Here is a 16,350-nt window from a genome sequence, read left to right as displayed (position 1 = left end):
TTCTGGGCTGAATCAAGCGCTCGCTTGACGAGAAGTAAGCCACGTCACATGGCCCCTGTCAAGACATGAATCAAGCACTTGCTTAAAATCTCGGGCAAGGTTAGCGTCACGCCGACGAATCGGCCAGGTCGGGTCGATCCGACCGCCACCGAGGGAGGTGCTCGACGCCGTGCTGGGCCACCTCTCCACGCAGCGCGCCGCTGACGCCGTACGCCGCATCGCGCCGGGGGCGAGCATCGTCGCGGCGCCGGGCTGCGGGACGCCCGAGACCCTGCTCACCGCGCTCGGCGAGCACGCCGATGGGCTCGGCCGGCCGACGCTCTACTCCGGGCTCCAGCTCGGCGCCTACCCGTTCCTGCCCGCGGCCGCCGCCGGCCATCTCCGCTACCGCACCTGGCACCCCTACGGGCCGGCCCGCGCGGCGCTCGAGCCCGGGAAGGTCGACTACGTGCCGGCCCGCGGGTCCGCCGTGCCCGCGCTGCTCGACGAGTGGGCGACGTCGGTCGCGCTGGTCCGGGTGTCGCCGCCCGACCGCAACGGCTGGTGCAGCCTCGGCCCGTCGGCCAGCTACGTCTGCCACGCCGTCGCCCGGGCCGGCCTCGTGCTCGCCGAGGTCGACGAGCAGACGCCGCGCACGACCGGCGACTCGATGGTGCATGTGTCGCAGATCGACGTACTCGTCGACGCGGACACGCCGGCGTGCTACTTCCCCGCTGCACCCCGGGACGCCACGAGCGACCGGGTCGCCGAGCACGTCCTCGGCCTGCTGCCCGAGGCGCCCACCCTCCAGCTCGGCATCGGCGCCGTACCCGAGGCGCTCACGGCTTTCCTGGCCGGCAGCGACCTCGGCGCGGTGCGGTTCGTCGGGATGGCCAACGACGCGATGGTGCCGCTCTTCGAGCGCGGCATCCTGCGCTGGAGCGACATCGGCGACCGCCCGGCGATCTCGGCGGCCGAGCTGATGGGCACCCGGACGCTGATGGACTTCGCCGACGGCAACCCGTCGATCGTGATGCGCGACAGCCGGATCTCGCACGCGCCCCGGGCGCTGGCCGCGATCCCCCGGCTCGTCGCGATCAACTCGGCCGTCGAGGTCGACCTCGCCGGCCAGGTGGGCTCCGAGCTCGTGGGCCGGCGCCAGGTGTCGGGCATCGGCGGCAGCGCGGACTTCGTCGAGGCCGGCTTCGGGTCCGACGGCGGCCTCTCCGTGATCGCCCTGTCGTCGACCACGCCCGACGGCCGGCACAGCAGGATCGTCCGGCGCCTCGGCGCCGACGTGGTGAGCCTGGCCCGACACACCCCCGACGTCGTCGTCACGGAGCACGGCGTGGCCTGGCTCCGCGGCCGCACCGAGGCCGAGCGCACCGAGGCGCTCGTCTCCGTCGCCCACCCCGATCACCGAGCCGAGCTGCTCACCGACCCCCAGGAGGACCGATGACCGTCCACACCCGACGCGGCCGCTACTACGAGGAGATGGTGCCGGGTGACGTCTACCGGCACGAGCCCGGCCGGACCATCACCGAGGCCGACAACGTGCTGTTCTGCAGCATCACGCTCAACACCCAGACGCTGCACCTCGACGCCGTGAAGTCCGCCGAGTCGGAGTTCGGGCAGCGCCTGGTCAACAGCCTGCTGACGATGGGCATCGTGTGCAGCATCGGCGTGCCCGACCTGACCCAGAAGACGACCATCGCCAACCTCGGCTTCCAGGAGATCGCGTTCCCCGCTCCGGTCTTCATCGGCGACACGCTCTACTGCGAGACCGAGATCAAGGACAAGCGGCCGTCGGCGTCGCGGCCGGGGCAGGGCATCGTCACCCTCGAGCACCGGGGCCTGAACCAGGACGGCGTCCTGGTCTGCCGGGCGGTGCGCTCGGCCCTGGTCAGGTTCCTGCCCGAGGGCGAGCCGGCCCAGGCCTGACGGAGGAGCATCCATGACGACGTTGGAGGAGCGGCTCGACTCCCTCGAGTCCCGGCTCACCGAACTGGAGGACGTCCGCGCCATCGAGGCCCTGGCCGCGCGGTACCACTCGCTGTGCGACGGCGGCTGGGCCGGGCCGAGCCACGCCGACCCGGACGCCCTCGCCGAGCTGTGGGTCGCCGACGGCGTCTACTGCATCAACGCCGCGCGACCGCCGTGCCGCGGTCGTGGCGAGATCCGCGAGCAGTTCGTCCGGCTGCAGACGTCGATGCCCTGGATCCTGCACACCTTCACCAACAGCGTCGTCGAGGTCGACGGCGACCGGGCGTCGGGACGGTTCAAGGGGACCGCCTACTACCGCCGCAGCGGCGGCAGCCACGTCGTCGTCGGTGAGTACGTCGGCGAGTTCGTCCGCACCGAGGACGGCTGGCGCTTCGCCTCGTGGGTCGCCGACCTCGCGCACGGCTCGGTGCTCTCCGTCGACGCGGACGCCTCGTGAGCCTGCCGACCGGCCCGTGGGGCGCCTGGTCGAGCGGGCTGCGCCTGCGCGAGCGCGCCGCCGCCGTCGAGGCCGCAGCCGCACTCGAGGAGGCCGGCTGCTCGGCGCTCTGGATGACCGGCGGGCTGTCCGACCCGTTCGAGCGGGTGGCGGACCTGCTCGGCGCGACCTCCCGGGTGACCGTGGCCACCGGCATCCTGAGCATCTGGACCATGTCTCCCGACGACGTGGCGACCGGCGTACGGTCGCTCCCCGACTCCGACCGGCACCGTTTCCTGCTCGGCCTCGGCGTGAGCCACGCCCAGCTCGTCGACCGGGGCGCCGCCGGACGCTACCGGCGACCGCTCACCCAGTTGCGCACCTACCTCGACGGCCTCGACGCGACGGGCCCGGTGACCGTCGGGCGGCACAGCCGCGTCCTCGCCGCACTCGGACCGAAGATGCTCGAGCTCGCGGCCACCCGCGCCGCCGGCGCGCACCCCTATCTGACCACCGTCGACCACACCGCCGACGCACGACGGATCCTCGGCCCCGACGCCTTCCTGGCCCCGACCCAGATGGTCGTGCTCGACGCCAACCCCGACACCGCCCGGGCCGTGGCCCGGCGCCACCTCGCGATGTACCTCGGCCAGCCGAACTACGTGAACAGCTGGCTGCGCCTGGGCTTCACCGAGGACGACGCCGCCGACGGCGGCTCGGACCGACTGGTCGACGCACTCGTGATGTGGGGCGACCCGGAGCGGGTCGCGGCCCGGCTCCGGGAGCACCTGGCGGCCGGGGCCGACCACGTCGCCGTGCAGATGCTCGACCGGGAGGCGGGCTGGCAGGAGCAGCCGCTGCCGGTCGCGGACTGGCAGCGGCTCTTCACGGCGCTGCACTGATCTGCCGGATCGGCCGCGGTTGATCGTGATCTTGCCGGAAGGTGTCGCGCGCCAGGTGATCGCAGCGATCTCTCGCAGGCCAGCCAGCACTGTGGTGGTGAGGAAGTTGTCGCCGTGGTCGACCCGAGCGAGTTCGGGGAGCCAGGACGAATCTGAGCCTGACCCTCACGTTCGCCGGTGGAATCGGATCTTCCCGGTCGGGAGGTACGTCGTCTGGTAGGTGGGGTCGTGGATGAGCGTGTGGTGCCAGGCGCACAGGGGGACGGCATCGTGGAGGTTGGTGTGGCCGCCGTCGACCCAGTGCTGTTGGTGGTGGGCGTGGAGTCCGGTGGTGCGGTCGCAGCCTTCGGCGCGGCAGCCGCGGTCGCGCAGGAACATGGCGATCCGTTGGTGCTCGGTGTGGTAGCGGCTCCGCCTACCCAGGTCCAGGGGAACGCTGTTGCCGCCGAGGACGGCGGGGATGATCCCCGCCTCGCACGCCAGCCGGCGCGCCATGCCGGGGCTGATCCGGTCGCCGGTGTCCAGGACCCCGGCCTTCTCCAGCCGACCCATCAGGGAGTCCTCGTCGATGACCACCACGACGGTGGCGTTGACCCCGCCGGTCTGGGGCAGTCGGTCGACCGGGTAGCGCTCGATCAGCTCGCACAGCGCCCGGCCGAGTGCTTCGGGTCCGGGCCTGCGCTCGATGCCGGGGCCCTGGGTGGCCGCGAGGTGCTTCGGGGCGGCCAGGGCCATCAGGATCTTCTTGAGTGCGGCGGCGTGGCAAGTCGGCAGGGTGAACCGGCCCCGGGTCTTCCCGTCCCCGTCGTCGACCATCGTCAGCGAACACGCCCGCAGCGCGGCCGCCTCCTGCCGTTGCAGGATGTCGGCTTCGTGGGCGTCGGCCTCGTCGGGGGCGATGACCTCCCACAGCCGCCGCCCCAGCCGACCCAGTGCCTTCGCGTCGTGATGACGAGCCTCGGCCAGCAGATGCGCCTCGGCCTTGGCGAGGGTCTCGGCGCCGAGGTCGGCGGGGAGTCGGTCGACCCACCGAACCACCACCCGCGCCTGCTCGACGTCGATGTCCCCGGCCGCGAGCGCCTCACGGGTCGACGCGTGCTGTTCGAGGTCGTGGCCGAGCCGCACCGCGCCGTACGCCGCCGCCCGCGTGGTCTTGATGGTGTGGGCCAGCCAGTTCGCCGCACTGGACGCACCCACCTCGGCGCCCACGTGAATCGTGTCGGCGTGCGCGGCGACCCGGGCCTGCAGCTCGCTGACCTGCGCGGCCAGCCGGGTCAGCTCGACCAGTGTCGCGCCGGCCTCCGCGGGGTCCATGGACCACACCGACGCATCGGCCACGGCATCGGCCAGGTCGCGCATCCGCGCGGTCGTCGTCGACACCCGATGTCGCGGCGTGGCCTGTGCTGTCATGCCCACTACTCAAGCACCCGCCACCGACACTCAAGGCCCTGGATCCCCTTGTTCCACAGGGTTCTGGGTCACGAACAGGTCACGATCCGGGGCGCTTCTCCACACCCGGATCGGATGTCTGTGGAGGGGTGGTTTCGAGACAGGCGCTAGCGCGCCTTCCTCAACCACCGTGACCCCCGGCGACGGTGGTTGAGGAGGTTGCGCTAGCAACCGTCTCGAAACCCCGCTGCGTCGGCGGATGCGGTCGGTCGGGTGCTGGGTGGTGGTTTCGAGACAGGCGCTAGCGCAACCTCCTCAACCACCGTGACCCCCGACGACGGTGGTTGAGGAGGTTGCGCTAGCAACCGTCTCGAAACCCACCCAGCCAACGCGCGTCCCGACCGCAGGTCGGCGTCGTCCCGATAGGCGCCAAACGGGTGCGCGGGAGGAGCCGTCAAGGGCGCGAAGCGGCGAAGCGGACCCTTGACGGCGGAGGATGCGCACCCACACTGGCGCCTCCGGGAGGACGCCGACACCAGCCCCAACCCGGACCAGGTGGTTTCGAGACAGGCGCTAGCGCGCCTTCCTCAACCACCGTGCCCCCCGTGGACGGTGGTTGAGGAGGTTGCGCTAGCAACCGTCTCGAAACCCACGTACCCAACACGGCCCAGTCCGACCCGGACTGTGGTTTCGAGACAGGCGCTAGCGCGCCTTCCTCAACCACCGTGACCCCCAGGCACCAGCGCGGCTTCCTCAACCACCGTCACGCCCCAGGCGCTAGCGCGCCTTCCTCAACCACCGTGGGAGCTGGTCCACTCGGTGAGGGTGCCGTTGTCGCCCCAGACCAGGTGGCGTGCCGGGTCGGCGACCTCGGCCTGGCCTTCGTGGTAGCTGATGTCGCCGTAGACGCTCTCCTGCTGCTCGATCGCGGTCAGGGCGGCGCCGACGTCCTCGGGGTCGCCGCTGCCCGCGTCGCGGATCGCGGTCGCGAGGAGCCAGGTAGCGGTGTAGCCCTGGGCGGCGAACATGTCGGGGGCGCTGCCGTACTCCTCGGCGTAGGCCGCGGCGAACTCCTCGCCGAGGTCGTTGACCGGGAAGTCCGCGTGGTACGGCGTGGGGAAGATCGTGCCGGCCATCGCGCCCGCCGAGGCGTCGTACGCCGCGCGGCTGTCCGCGCCGACGTTGGAGACGATCGGCCTGTCGTAGCCGCGCTCGCGCAGCGCCTTGGCCAGGTTGGCCGTCGCGGAGCCGATGGTGCTGGCGACCACGACGGCGGGGTCGGCGGCGGCGATCTGGGTCGCGACGCCGGTGTAGGAGGTCTCCGCCGTGCCGACCTTGATCGTCTCGAGCAGCTCGACGTCGTGGCGCGCCAGGCCGGCGGCGTACACCTTGCCGTCCTGGACCATCGCGTCGTTGTCGTCGTTGACGACCATCACCGCGTCGGCGTAGCCGCCGTCGCCGAGGACGTCGTCGAGGAACTGGTCGTAGGTGCCGCCCGACTCCGAGGGCACCTCGAAGGGCCGGAACAGGTGGGGCGGGCTGGCCAGGCCCTCGAGGATCGACACGGTGACGACGGCGGCCGTCGATCCCGCGGCCAGCTGCGGGGCGAGCGCCCCGGCCTCGCCGCCGAGCGTGCAGCACAGCAGGCCGGCGGCGCCGTCGGCCTCGAGCTGCTTGTAGGCCGCGATCGCCTTCGCCGGGTCGCCGGCGGTGTCGACGATCTCCAGCTCGAGCCGCGCGTCGTCGCCGAGGAATCCGCTCTCGTTGATCTCGGAGACCGCGAGCTCGATGCCCTGAGCCACCGGTACGCCGGCGAACGCGCCCGGTCCGGACTGCACGATCGGCGCGCCGACGAGGTAGACCTCGCCACCGTCGCCACTGTCGTCGCCGCCACCGCAGCCGGCCAGCGCGAGGGTCAGCGCGAGGGTCAGCGCGGCCGCGCCGAGGACCATGGTGCGGCGCCGGGCCGCGGAACTGCCGTACATCGACGACTCCTGTCGCTCGAGTGAGTGGGTCAGACGGTCGCGGGGCTGCCCAGGACCAGGGTTCCGGAGCTCATGAACATGCCGCCGACACCGGTGACGACGCTGATGTCCACGCCCGCGACCTGCGCCGGCGCCGTGCCGCGCACCTGGCGGACGCCCTCCTGGATCGCGAACATCCCGTACATGCCGGTGTGCGTATAGGCCAGGCCGCCGCCGTTGGTGTTCAGCGGCAGCCGCCCGCCGGGCGCCGTGTTGCCGTCGGCGATGAACGCCGGCGCCTCGCCGCGCCCCACGAATCCGAGGTCCTCGAGGCCGTAGATCGGGACGTGCGCGAACGCGTCGTAGATCATCAGGTGGTCGACCTCGTCGTGCCGCAGCCCGGCCTGCTCGAAGGCCCGCTCCCCGCCGATGCGGATCGCCCGCGACGACGTGAGGCTCTCCAGGCCGGAGACCACGGAGGACTCGCTGGACTCGCCGGCGCCGAGCACGTAGACGGGCGGCGTCGACAGGTCCATCGCCCGGGCCCGCTCGGCCGAGGTGAGCACGAGGGCGCCGCCGCCGTCGGTGACCAGGCAGCAGTGCAGGAGGTGCACCGGGTCGGCGATGACCGGCGACGACAGCACGTCGTCGACCGTGATCGGGTCACGGAGCTTCGCCCGCGGGTTCATCGCCGCCCATTGTCGCTGCACCACCGGGACCATGGCGAGCTGCTCGCGCGTCATGCCGTACTCCGCCATGTAGCGGCGCACCCCGATCGGGAAGAGCGACGGCGCGCCCACCGGGCCGTGCGGCACCTCGAGCTGCGCCATCAGCGACTGCGGCGCCGGGGCCCACGGGACCATGCCGATCCGCGACCGGCCCGACTCGCCGTGGGTGACGAGCACGGTCTCGCACAGGCCGGCCGAGATCGCGGCCATCGCGTGACGCACGTGCAGCATGTACGACGACCCGCCGACGTTCGTGCCGTCGAGGTACTCCGGCACGATGCCGAGGTAGTCGGCGACGTCGACCGGCATCTCGCCGGCCGAGGCCACGCCGTCGACGTCCGCCGGCGTGAGCCCGCAGTCCGCGAGCGCGTTGAGCGCCGCGTCGACGTGCAGCTCCAGGGCGGACTTGTCGGGGATCTTGCCCAGGTCGGTGCTCTCGGCCGCTCCGATGATCGCGACCGCTCCGCGCAGCGTCATCCGCGCTCGTCCTCCAGCTCGAAACACACCACACGGCGGTCGCCGCGCTGCTCGAACGCCACGCGCACCGGCGCGTCGACCTCGACGAGGGCCGGCTGGTCGGTGACCAGCGTCCCCGTCAGGTGCGGCCCCTCGGCCAGCCTGACGACGGCCAGCACGTACGGCGGGTCGAACCCGGACGGCCCACGGTGGTTGACCACGAAGGACATCAGGGTCCCGGTGCCGGCCGCCTCGACCAGCTCCACCGAGCGCGCGCCGCAGCGCGGGCAGACGCTGCGCGGGTACAGGAAGTACGACGCGCAGGCTCGGCAGCGCGGCACGGTGAGCGAGCCCGCGTCGATGCGGTCGAACCACTCCTGGGTGTCGGGTGTCGGACTGGGGACGGGCTTCACGTGGTCTCCCTGACGAGATCGGGCAGCAGATGCTTGCGGAGCTTGCCGTTGGCTCCGCGCGGGAGCTCGGCGACGACCTGGAACCGGCGCGGCAGCTTGTAGCGCGCGACCCGGTCGCCCAGGAACGCCGTCAGCTCGGCGGCCGCCGCGCCGGCGTCCTCGGTCAACGGCGAGCCGGACGACACCTGGACGACCGCGCACACCGACTCGCCCCACTCCGGGTCGGGCAGTCCGATGACGCCGGCGTCCTGCACGTCGGGATGCTCGAGCAGCGCCGCCTCGACCTCCGCGGGGTAGATGTTGACGCCGCCGCTGACGATCACCTCGGCGGTGCGGCCGAGCAGGAACAGGTAGCCCGCCTCGTCGAGGTGGCCGAGGTCGCCGACGGTGACGAAGTCACCGTGCCGCGTCGACCTGGTCTTGTCCTCGTCGCCGCGGTACTCGAACGCGTGGGCACCCATCCGCAGGTACACCACGCCGGACACCCCCGCCGGCACCTCGGCGCCGTCGGCGTCCAGGACGCGCACCTCGGCGCCCGGCTGCGGCCGGCCCACGCTGCCGGGCCGCTCGAGCCACTCCGCGGAGGCGATCACGGTGCCGGCCGCCTCGGTGGCGCCGTAGTACTCCCAGACCACCGGGCCGAACCAGTCGATCATCGCCCGCTTGACCGACGCGGGGCACGGGCCGGCGCCGTGCACGAGGTTGCGCATGCTGCTCACGTCGTACGCCGCGCGCACGTCGTCGGGCAGGCGCAGCAGCCGGTGCAGCTGCGTCGGGACCATGTGGGTCGTCGTCACCGCGTGCTCCTGCACCAGCTCCAGCATCCGCTCCGCGTCGAAGCGCGCCATCAGCACGATCGCGTGCCCGTAGTGCAGCGACGTCACGGCGAGGCCGCTCACCGCGGTGTGGCTGAGCGGCGAGGTCACCAGGTGCACGCCGTCGTCGAGGGGCTGGATGCCGAACATGCCCAGCTGCCAGGCCGCTCCGGCGGCGAAGACGTCGTCGGGGTCGCCCTCGGCGAGCCGGCGCAGCACGCCCTTCGGGCGGCCGGTCGTGCCCGACGTGTAGCCGAGGTAGGAGCCCGGCGACCGGTCCTCCAGCGGGCCCGTGGCCACACCCCAGAGCTCCGCGGTCAGGTCGCGCAGCCCCGGCTCGGCGCCGAACGCGAACCGGCGCTCGGCCGGGAAGCCGGCCCCGTCGGCGGCCGACCGGAGCGTGTCGGCGTATGCCGCCGAGGCGACCACCGCGACCGGGTCGGCGTCACCGATGATGTAGGAGACCTCGGCCGTGGTGAGCGAGGTGTTGACGGGGACGAAGTAGCTGCCTACCTGCTGGCAGGCGAGCACCAGCGCCAGGGCCCAGGACTCGTTGGCCAGCACGCCGACGACCCGGTCGCCGCGCTGCAGGCCGCACTCGCGGAGCACCCGGCCGATGGCGTTCGCCCGGCCGACCAGCTCGCCGCGGGTCAGCTCGCTGCCGTCGGGATCGACGACCGCGAGCGCCTCCGGGTCGGCCGCGGCGAGCCGCCAGAACCCCAACCCGATTCCCGGGTCGCTCATCCGCGCCGCACCTCCTCGACCGACGCGAGCAGCTCGCGCGCGAGCGTGCGCCGCAGCGTCGCCGTGGTGCCGTACGACGCGGCCAGGCCCATCACCCGCTTCAGCCAGATGTGCAGGTGGTACTCCCAGGTGAAGCCGATCCCGCCGTGCAGCTGCAGCGCCTCGACGTTGGCGAGGTGGGCCGCGTCACCGGCGTAGGCCTTGGCGGCCGCCGCGCGCCGGAAGGCGTCCGGCTCGTCGACGGCGTCGAACGCCGAGAGTGCGGCGGCGGTGGCCATGTCGACCATCACCGCCATGTCGGCCGCCTTGTGCTTGACGGCCTGGAAGGAGCCGACCGGCCGGCCGAACTGCTGGCGCACCGCGACGTACTCGACGGTGAGGTCGAGCAGCCGCCGCGAGGCGCCGGCGAGCAGGCAGGCGGTGCCGGCGACCGCGAGCGTCCGGGCCCGGGCCACCACCTCGGCGGACCTGCCGAGCAGCACGCCCCCGCCGCGCAGACCCACCCGGGCGAGCGGGCGCAGCGGGTCGAGGGCCGCGACCGGCTCGACGTCGAGGTCGGCGGGTGCGTAGCCGCGGATCGCGCCGTCGTCGGCGAGGTCGAGCAGCAGGTCGGCGTCGGCGGCGTGCGCGACGTACGGCGTCAGGTCGCCGATCCGGACGGCGACGAGCGCCTCTCCGGCGGCGATCCGCTGGAGCCACGTCGCGGCCTCGGCGCCGGGCAGGGCGCCGAGCACCGCGGTCGCGACCACGGCGGTCTCGAGGTACGGCTCCGGCACCGCGTGCCGGCCGAGGCTGTGCAGCACCCCGGAGAGGTACGCCGGGGCGAGACCCGCGCCGCCGTGCTCCTCCGGCACGAGTGCCGAGACCAGGCCGGTCTCGGTGAGTCGGGCCCAGAGTTGCGGCGTGTGCGCGGTGCCCTCGTCGAGCCGGGCTCGGAGGTGGTCGAGGTCGCAGTGGCGACCGAGCAGGTCGTCGGTCAGCTCGACGAGCGCCTGCCGCTCCTGGTCGAGGATGTCGTTGGTCATCAGCGTCGAGGCTCCATCGGCAGTCCGAGCACGCGTTCACTCACGATGTTGCGCTGGATCTCGTTCGTCCCTCCAAAGATCATCGCGGCCCGGGCGTACCAGTAGCGGTGGTGCCACTCGGACCACGCCCGGAGGGTCGGGTCGTCGGCGCCGGGCAGGGCTCCCGGGTCGCCGACGACGGCACCGTCCTCCTGCATCAGGCGCAGGCCGGTGTCGAAGATGTCGTGCTGCATCTGGGTCCAGAAGATCTTGTTGATGCTCGCGGTGCTGTCCAGATTGCCGCCCGCCTCGGCGAGCGCCGCGAGCCGGTAGACGTTCGCGCGGTAGACCTCGGTCTGCACCAGCACCCGCCCGAGCTCGTCGAGCGCGGCCTCGTCGTCGGCCAGGCCGCGCGCGGAGACCAGTGCCGCGAGCGACGCGACGTCGTTGGAGAACTTGGCGTGGTCGCCGAACACCGCGCCCCGCTCGAAGCCGAGCGTGGACATCGCGACCGCCCAGCCCCGGTCGACCTCGCCCACGACGTTCTCGACCGGCACCCGGACGTCGGTGAAGAAGACCTCCGCGAAGCCCCTCGTGCCGTCGACCATCGTGAGCGGCCGCACCTCGACCCCGGGCGAGCGCAGGTCGATGCAGAGGAACGTGATGCCGTCGTGCTTGCGCCTGCGCCCCGCCTCGGGGTCGGTGCGCACCAGCGCGAAGATCCAGTCGGCGAAGCCGCCCATCGACGTCCAGATCTTCTGGCCGTTGACGACGAAGTGGTCGCCGTCGCGCTCGGCGCGGGTCCGCAGCGACGCGAGGTCCGAGCCGGAGCCGGGCTCGGAGAAGCCCTGGCACCAGATGGTCCGGCAGGCCAGCAGGTCCGGGATCCAGCGCGCGCACTGCTCGGGGGTGCCGTACTGCATGAGCACCGGTCCGAGCAGGTAGAGCCCGCCCATGTTGATCCGCTCCGGCGCCCCCGCGCGGTAGTACTCCTCAGCGAAGGCGATCGAACGGCGTAGGCCGGCGTCCCGGCCGCCGTACTCGGCCGGCCAGTCGACGGCGGCGTACCCGCCCTCGAACAGGGTCCGCTCCCAGTCGCGGTGCAGGTCGAACCCCGCGCGCTCGGTCCACGACGGCAGCGGCTCGGCGGGCACGTGCTCGGCCAGCCAGGCCCGCACCTCCGCGCGGAACTCCTCGACCTCGACGTCGGTCACGCTCATGCTCACGCCGCCAGCTCCAGGGCGTCGGCGACCGCGGCCATGGTGTCGGCGTAGCTGTCGACCTCCATCCGCAGCGAGATGTTCACGCCGTCGGCGCCGATCTCGGCGTACCGGGCGACGATGTCGGGCAGCGCGGCGAAGTCGCCGGTGAACCGGAGCCCGGCCACCACGTGCTGGTCGGCGCGGTCGCGGCCGGCCGCGTCGAGCAGTTCGCCGTATGTCGCGTGGTGCTCGGCGAACTGCGGCATCGTGAGGTTCCACGGGTACCAGCCGGTCGCCACCTCGGCCGCCCGCCGCAGCGCCGCGGCGGAGTGACCGCCGACCAGCATCCGCGGCAGCGCCGGGGACCGCTCGGGGTAGATCTCGGCGGCGTCCTCCCAGAGCCGACCGAGCTCGGCCAGGTCGTCGCCGCAGCGCCGGCCGCGGGTCTTGAAGTCGGTCTCGCAGGCGGCGAACTCCTCGGCCGACCAGCCCACGCCCACGCCGAGGTCGAAGCGGCCGTCGGTCAGTTCGCCGAGCGTCATCAGCTCACGCGCGAGCATCCGCGGGTTGCGCAGCGGCAGCAGCAGCACGGAGCTGCCGATCCGCAGCCGGGTCGTGGCGTGGCACACCTCGGCGGCCGCCTGCAGCACGTCGAGCAGGCCCTGGTCCGCGGCCGCCTCGACGCGCGGCTTTCCGTCGACGGTCTTGTTGTGCCGCTCCACGCGGTCGGGGTCGTCGGCCGACGGCGCCTCCGGATACGGGTACGCCGAGGTGTACTCGTCGAAGAACATGATGTGCTCGGGCAGCCAGATGCCCGAGAAGCCGAGCCGCTCGGCGGTCCGACCGAAGGCCGCCATGAATCCCGTGTCCCGCTCGACGGAGCCGTCGAACAGGTCGACCAGACCGATCTCCACCGGCACTCCCTGCTTACTCGTCACGGTCATGTCAGGCCACCGGCCCCGCGAGCCCGGCCAGCCCGGTCAGCTCGGTGGGCGTGGGCACGTGGTCGACGTAGGCCACGACCTCGTCGACCCGCACCTGCAGGCCGGCCACGGCGTCGCGCGAGGCGGCCAGGTCGGCGGCGCGGACGAACCAGGTGCGACGTACGTCGTCGGCCGCCTCGCCGAGCACCTGGGTGAGCGCCTCGACGCCGGCCACCAGCTCGCCCGGCGTCTCGAGCCAGGCCAGCCACCCGTGCGGGGCGCCGCAGGCCGCGACGTACCGCTCCAGCACGTCGGGCGTCGTCGCGCGCAGATGGGTCGCCGGCACCCGGTCCCCGACCGGCTTGGGGAGCGCGATCGCTCCGGCGAAGGAGACGTGCTCCCCCTCGTGCGTGGCCCGGCGCTGGGTCCAGAGCTGACGCATCGCGGCGAGCCGGTCCACGGCCAGCCCGACGTGGTCGTCGACCGGGCGGAACGGGTCGGCCAGCGCCGCGGGCGGGCGGGCCAGGTCGAGACCCAGCTCCACCCGTCCGCGACCGAACCAGTCGAGGCTGGCGATCCGCTTCGCGCGGACCGCCGCCACCTCGGTGGAGAGGATGTCTCCGGAGCAGCCGAGCCGGATCACCGTCGTCTCCCGGGCCACGCACTGCAGCCCGAGAGTCGGGTCGTGGGACCGGTCGGCCGCGACCTCGCGGTCGCCCGCGGCCCACCAGGACGCGAAGCCCAGATCCTCGGCGGCCCGCCCGGCCTGCGCGAGCGCAGGGCCGAGTCGGTCACCGCCGGTGGTCCGGAAGCTGCACGCGAGTCCGAGGTCCATCGACATCCTCTCCGTCACGAGATCGGCGTCAGCCGGCCCACTCGACCAGCTGGCCGTCGTCGCCCCACTCCAGGTAGCTACCCGGCGCGTTCAGGCTCGCCTGGCCGCCCTCGTAGGTCAGCTCGCCGTAGACCGAGTCCTGCGAGGTGATCGCCTCGAGCGCCTTCGCGACGTCCTCGGCGTCCTTGCTGCCGGCGTCCTTGATGCCCTGGGCCAGCAGCCACATGGCGGTGTAGCCCTGCGCGCCGTACATGTCCGGCTCCTTGCCGTACTCCTTCTCATACGCCTCGGTGAACTTCGTCGCCATCTCGTTGTCGGTGAACCCCGCCTGGAACGGAACAGCGAACAGCGTGCCCCTCAGGCCGCCGCCGGAGGTCTTGTAGAGCTCGGCGCTGTCGACGCCGTAGCTGGTGAGGATGCGCTTCTCGTAGTCGCGCTCGCGCAGCGACTTCGCGAGCAGCGCGGCCGGCGTGCCCAGCATGCTGGCCACCACGGCGTCGGGGTCGAGCGACTGGATCTCGGTCGCCGCCTGCGTGTAGTTGGTGTCGGTCGACGCGGTCTGGATCGTCTTCACGACCTCGACGCCGTTGCGCTCGAGCGCCGCCTGCCACACCTCGGCGTCGCCGACCATGCCGTCGTTGTCGGAGGTGACGACCATGACCACGGTCTTGATCTTCTCGGCCGGGACGACCGTGTCGACGAACTGGTCGTAGATCCCGCCCGACTCGGCCGGCAGGACCACCGGACGGTAGACGTAGGGCGGCTTCGCGAGGCCGGCCAGGATCGCCGAGGTGACGATCGCCGGCGTCTTGCTCTGCTCGATGATCGGCGCCAGCGCACCCGCCTCGGAGGACAGGCCGCAGCACAGCACGCCGGACGCTCCGTCGGCGACGTACTGCCGGTAGAGGGCGATCGCCTGCGCCGGGTCGCTCTTGATGTCGTCGATCTTCAGCTCGACGGTGGCGTCCTCCCCGAGGAAGCCGGTGTCGTTGATCTCCTTCGCCGCGAGCTTCGCGCCTTCGGTGATCGGAACGCCGGCGAACGCCGCCGGTCCGGACGTGAGGGCCGGGAACCCGACCAGGTACTCCGTGGCACCGTCGCTCCCCTCGTCCGAGGAGCCGCATCCCGAGAGAACGACGATGGCCGCCGTGGTCATGGCGACGAGGGCGCGGAGCCGCCGCCGACTGGTGATGGATCGAGACACAAGCGTCCCTTTCATGAGCAGGTGATCAAGCAAGTGCTTGATTAAAGTGAAGCAAGCACTTGATATTTGCACAGTGACGGCCGTCACGCAATGGCCATCGATGACGGAAATCGAGCGATTCCGCAGGCACGGGGTCGCGGCACGGCCACGCTGGCCGAGGCGCGAAGACGCTGGGGGCGTTCGCGACGACGGTGGTTGAGGAGGTTGCGCTAGCAACCGTCTCGAAACCACCGACCCGACCGGCGACGTCGTGGTTTCGAGGCTCGGGCCTGGCGGCCCTCACACCTCAACCACCGCGACCGGCTCGGGCCTGGCGGCCCTCACACCTCAACGACCGCGACCGGCTCGGGCCTGACGGCCCTCACACCTCAACCACCGCGACCGGCTCGGGCCTAGCGGCCCTCACACCTCACCCACCGACCTCCCGAACACGGTGGTTGAGGAGGTTGCGCTAGCAACCGTCTCGAAACCACCGGACCGGACTCAACCACCGCCCAGGACGACGCGGCCCCGGTCGAGCACGGGGTCGCCGGTGGCGGCGAGGACGCGGAAGTCGGCGCCGTCCGGATCGCGCCAGGCCAGGAGGCGGAGGGTGTCGCCGGGGAGGACGGGCCGGGTGAAGCGGCCCGACATCGTGCGCAGGCGCGAGGCGTCCCCGCCGCACAGCTCGTTGACGAGCAGCCGCGCGGCGTAGCCGTAGGTGCACATGCCGTGCAGGATCGGCCGCTCGAAGCCCCCGCGCGCGGCGAAGGCGGGGTCGGAGTGGAGGGGGTTGCGGTCGCCGGTCAGTCGGTAGAGCAGCGCCTGGTCGGGCGGGGTCGCGAACTCCACCTCCACGTCGGGCACGCGCTCCGGGGCGGACCACGCCGCGGTCGGTCCGCGCTCCCCGCCAAACCCGCCCGCGCCGCCGAGGAACGCGCCGGTCCGGCTGCTGGCCAGCAGCCGCTCGCTCCCTGGCTCCCGCAGCTCGGTCTCCGTCCACACCATGGCGTGCGGGTCCTTGTCCCACATCTGCGTCACCGTCGTGGTGACGACGGCCTCCCCCGCCGGCGGCAACGGGCCGGCCACCTCGACCTGCTGCTCGGCATGCACCGCTCGCGTCGGGTCGTAGTCGCCGATCTCCGGCATGCCGTCGCCGAACCCCAGCACCACCGCGAAGGTGGGGATCACCTGCTGCTCGGTGCCGGCGGTGTTCTCGGTCGTGAAGGCCAGCTCGGCCAGTGGATCGGCCTGGCCCGCGCCGACGGCGAGCGCGTAGAGCAGCGACTCCTTCGTGGTCCAGCGGACCGTGCGCGGCTCGCTCGCGCTGCCGATGAAGGTGGGGTCGAGCGGCATGGAACCTCCTGGACGGGAAGGGAGATGGGGCCGGGTCG

General features: G+C 72.5%; 15 protein-coding genes. 4 read left to right on the top strand and 11 right to left on the bottom strand.

The window, feature by feature from the left end:
* Window positions 1–157 precede the first annotated feature (157 nt).
* Genes KM427_RS03390 through KM427_RS03375 form a run of 4 tightly spaced genes read left to right on the top strand, consistent with a single transcriptional unit; the run spans window position 158 to window position 3,300 of the window.
* Entirely contained in the window at window positions 158–1,438 is a 1,281-nt protein-coding gene (locus tag KM427_RS03390; protein WP_215526262.1) for an acetyl-CoA hydrolase/transferase family protein, read from the top strand.
* The gene (locus tag KM427_RS03385) at window positions 1,435–1,920 is read left to right on the top strand and encodes a MaoC family dehydratase (RefSeq protein ID WP_183592621.1); all 486 of its coding nucleotides are present in this window, start codon (window positions 1,435–1,437) and stop codon (window positions 1,918–1,920) included. The genes KM427_RS03390 and KM427_RS03385 overlap by 4 nt, the downstream gene beginning before the upstream one ends.
* A gap of 13 nt (window positions 1,921–1,933) precedes the next feature.
* On the top strand, window positions 1,934–2,419 hold the full coding sequence (locus KM427_RS03380) for a nuclear transport factor 2 family protein (protein ID WP_215526261.1): 486 nt from the start codon (window positions 1,934–1,936) through the stop codon (window positions 2,417–2,419).
* A complete protein-coding gene (locus tag KM427_RS03375; protein ID WP_215526260.1) occupies window positions 2,416–3,300 on the top strand; it encodes a TIGR03620 family F420-dependent LLM class oxidoreductase in 885 nt (294 codons plus the stop codon). Before KM427_RS03380 ends, KM427_RS03375 begins: the two co-directional genes overlap by 4 nt.
* 165 nt (window positions 3,301–3,465) lie before the next feature.
* Here KM427_RS03375 and KM427_RS03370 read toward each other — a convergent pair whose 3' ends face one another.
* From KM427_RS03370 to KM427_RS03320, 11 genes are all read right to left on the bottom strand, one after another.
* On the bottom strand, window positions 3,466–4,710 hold the full coding sequence (locus tag KM427_RS03370) for an HNH endonuclease signature motif containing protein (RefSeq protein WP_215526259.1): 1,245 nt from the start codon (window positions 4,708–4,710) through the stop codon (window positions 3,466–3,468).
* 770 nt (window positions 4,711–5,480) lie between these two features.
* A complete protein-coding gene (locus KM427_RS03365; RefSeq protein WP_215526258.1) occupies window positions 5,481–6,674 on the bottom strand; it encodes an ABC transporter substrate-binding protein in 1,194 nt (397 codons plus the stop codon).
* Between the two features lie 29 nt (window positions 6,675–6,703).
* Window positions 6,704–7,858 (bottom strand): thiolase C-terminal domain-containing protein, encoded by a 1,155-nt coding sequence (locus tag KM427_RS03360; RefSeq protein ID WP_215526257.1) that lies wholly within the window; start codon window positions 7,856–7,858, stop codon window positions 6,704–6,706.
* A complete protein-coding gene (locus KM427_RS03355; protein ID WP_183592616.1) occupies window positions 7,855–8,250 on the bottom strand; it encodes a Zn-ribbon domain-containing OB-fold protein in 396 nt (131 codons plus the stop codon). The genes KM427_RS03360 and KM427_RS03355 overlap by 4 nt, the downstream gene beginning before the upstream one ends.
* Complete coding sequence (locus KM427_RS03350) at window positions 8,247–9,809, bottom strand: AMP-binding protein (protein ID WP_215526256.1); 1,563 nt, start codon at window positions 9,807–9,809, stop codon at window positions 8,247–8,249. Before KM427_RS03350 ends, KM427_RS03355 begins: the two co-directional genes overlap by 4 nt.
* Window positions 9,806–10,834, bottom strand: coding sequence for an acyl-CoA dehydrogenase family protein (locus KM427_RS03345; RefSeq protein WP_215526255.1), 1,029 nt, complete (start codon window positions 10,832–10,834; stop codon window positions 9,806–9,808). The genes KM427_RS03350 and KM427_RS03345 overlap by 4 nt, the downstream gene beginning before the upstream one ends.
* Window positions 10,834–12,033, bottom strand: a complete 1,200-nt coding sequence (locus tag KM427_RS03340) for an acyl-CoA dehydrogenase family protein (protein WP_246390747.1) — start codon at window positions 12,031–12,033, stop codon at window positions 10,834–10,836. Before KM427_RS03340 ends, KM427_RS03345 begins: the two co-directional genes overlap by 1 nt.
* Window positions 12,034–12,035: 2 nt before the next feature.
* A complete protein-coding gene (locus tag KM427_RS03335) occupies window positions 12,036–12,959 on the bottom strand; it encodes an LLM class flavin-dependent oxidoreductase (protein ID WP_215526254.1) in 924 nt (307 codons plus the stop codon).
* A 1-nt stretch (window position 12,960) separates the two neighbouring features.
* Window positions 12,961–13,773, bottom strand: a complete 813-nt coding sequence (locus KM427_RS03330) for an LLM class flavin-dependent oxidoreductase (RefSeq protein ID WP_215526253.1) — start codon at window positions 13,771–13,773, stop codon at window positions 12,961–12,963.
* Window positions 13,774–13,801: 28 nt separating this feature from the next.
* On the bottom strand, window positions 13,802–14,929 hold the full coding sequence (locus KM427_RS03325; RefSeq protein WP_215526252.1) for an ABC transporter substrate-binding protein: 1,128 nt from the start codon (window positions 14,927–14,929) through the stop codon (window positions 13,802–13,804).
* Between the two features lie 531 nt (window positions 14,930–15,460).
* The gene (locus tag KM427_RS03320; protein ID WP_215526251.1) at window positions 15,461–16,312 is read right to left on the bottom strand and encodes a MaoC/PaaZ C-terminal domain-containing protein; all 852 of its coding nucleotides are present in this window, start codon (window positions 16,310–16,312) and stop codon (window positions 15,461–15,463) included.
* Window positions 16,313–16,350 lie beyond the last annotated feature (38 nt).

It is taken from the genome of Nocardioides sp. LMS-CY, assembly GCF_018732145.1.
Classification (GTDB): domain Bacteria; phylum Actinomycetota; class Actinomycetes; order Propionibacteriales; family Nocardioidaceae; genus Nocardioides; species Nocardioides soli.
This window is presented reverse-complemented; position numbering and strand designations above follow the sequence as displayed.

Coding starts and splice junctions, on each gene's coding strand:
- KM427_RS03385 (WP_183592621.1), top strand. CDS start 1,435: ATGACCGTCCACACCCGACGCGGCCGCTACTACGAGGAGATGGTGCCG.
- KM427_RS03380 (WP_215526261.1), top strand. CDS start 1,934: ATGACGACGTTGGAGGAGCGGCTCGACTCCCTCGAGTCCCGGCTCACC.
- KM427_RS03370 (WP_215526259.1), bottom strand. CDS start 4,710: ATGACAGCACAGGCCACGCCGCGACATCGGGTGTCGACGACGACCGCG.
- KM427_RS03365 (WP_215526258.1), bottom strand. CDS start 6,674: ATGTACGGCAGTTCCGCGGCCCGGCGCCGCACCATGGTCCTCGGCGCG.
- KM427_RS03360 (WP_215526257.1), bottom strand. CDS start 7,858: ATGACGCTGCGCGGAGCGGTCGCGATCATCGGAGCGGCCGAGAGCACC.
- KM427_RS03350 (WP_215526256.1), bottom strand. CDS start 9,809: ATGAGCGACCCGGGAATCGGGTTGGGGTTCTGGCGGCTCGCCGCGGCC.
- KM427_RS03345 (WP_215526255.1), bottom strand. CDS start 10,834: ATGACCAACGACATCCTCGACCAGGAGCGGCAGGCGCTCGTCGAGCTG.
- KM427_RS03340 (WP_246390747.1), bottom strand. CDS start 12,033: ATGAGCGTGACCGACGTCGAGGTCGAGGAGTTCCGCGCGGAGGTGCGG.
- KM427_RS03335 (WP_215526254.1), bottom strand. CDS start 12,959: ATGACCGTGACGAGTAAGCAGGGAGTGCCGGTGGAGATCGGTCTGGTC.
- KM427_RS03330 (WP_215526253.1), bottom strand. CDS start 13,773: ATGGACCTCGGACTCGCGTGCAGCTTCCGGACCACCGGCGGTGACCGA.
- KM427_RS03325 (WP_215526252.1), bottom strand. CDS start 14,929: ATGACCACGGCGGCCATCGTCGTTCTCTCGGGATGCGGCTCCTCGGAC.
- KM427_RS03320 (WP_215526251.1), bottom strand. CDS start 16,312: ATGCCGCTCGACCCCACCTTCATCGGCAGCGCGAGCGAGCCGCGCACG.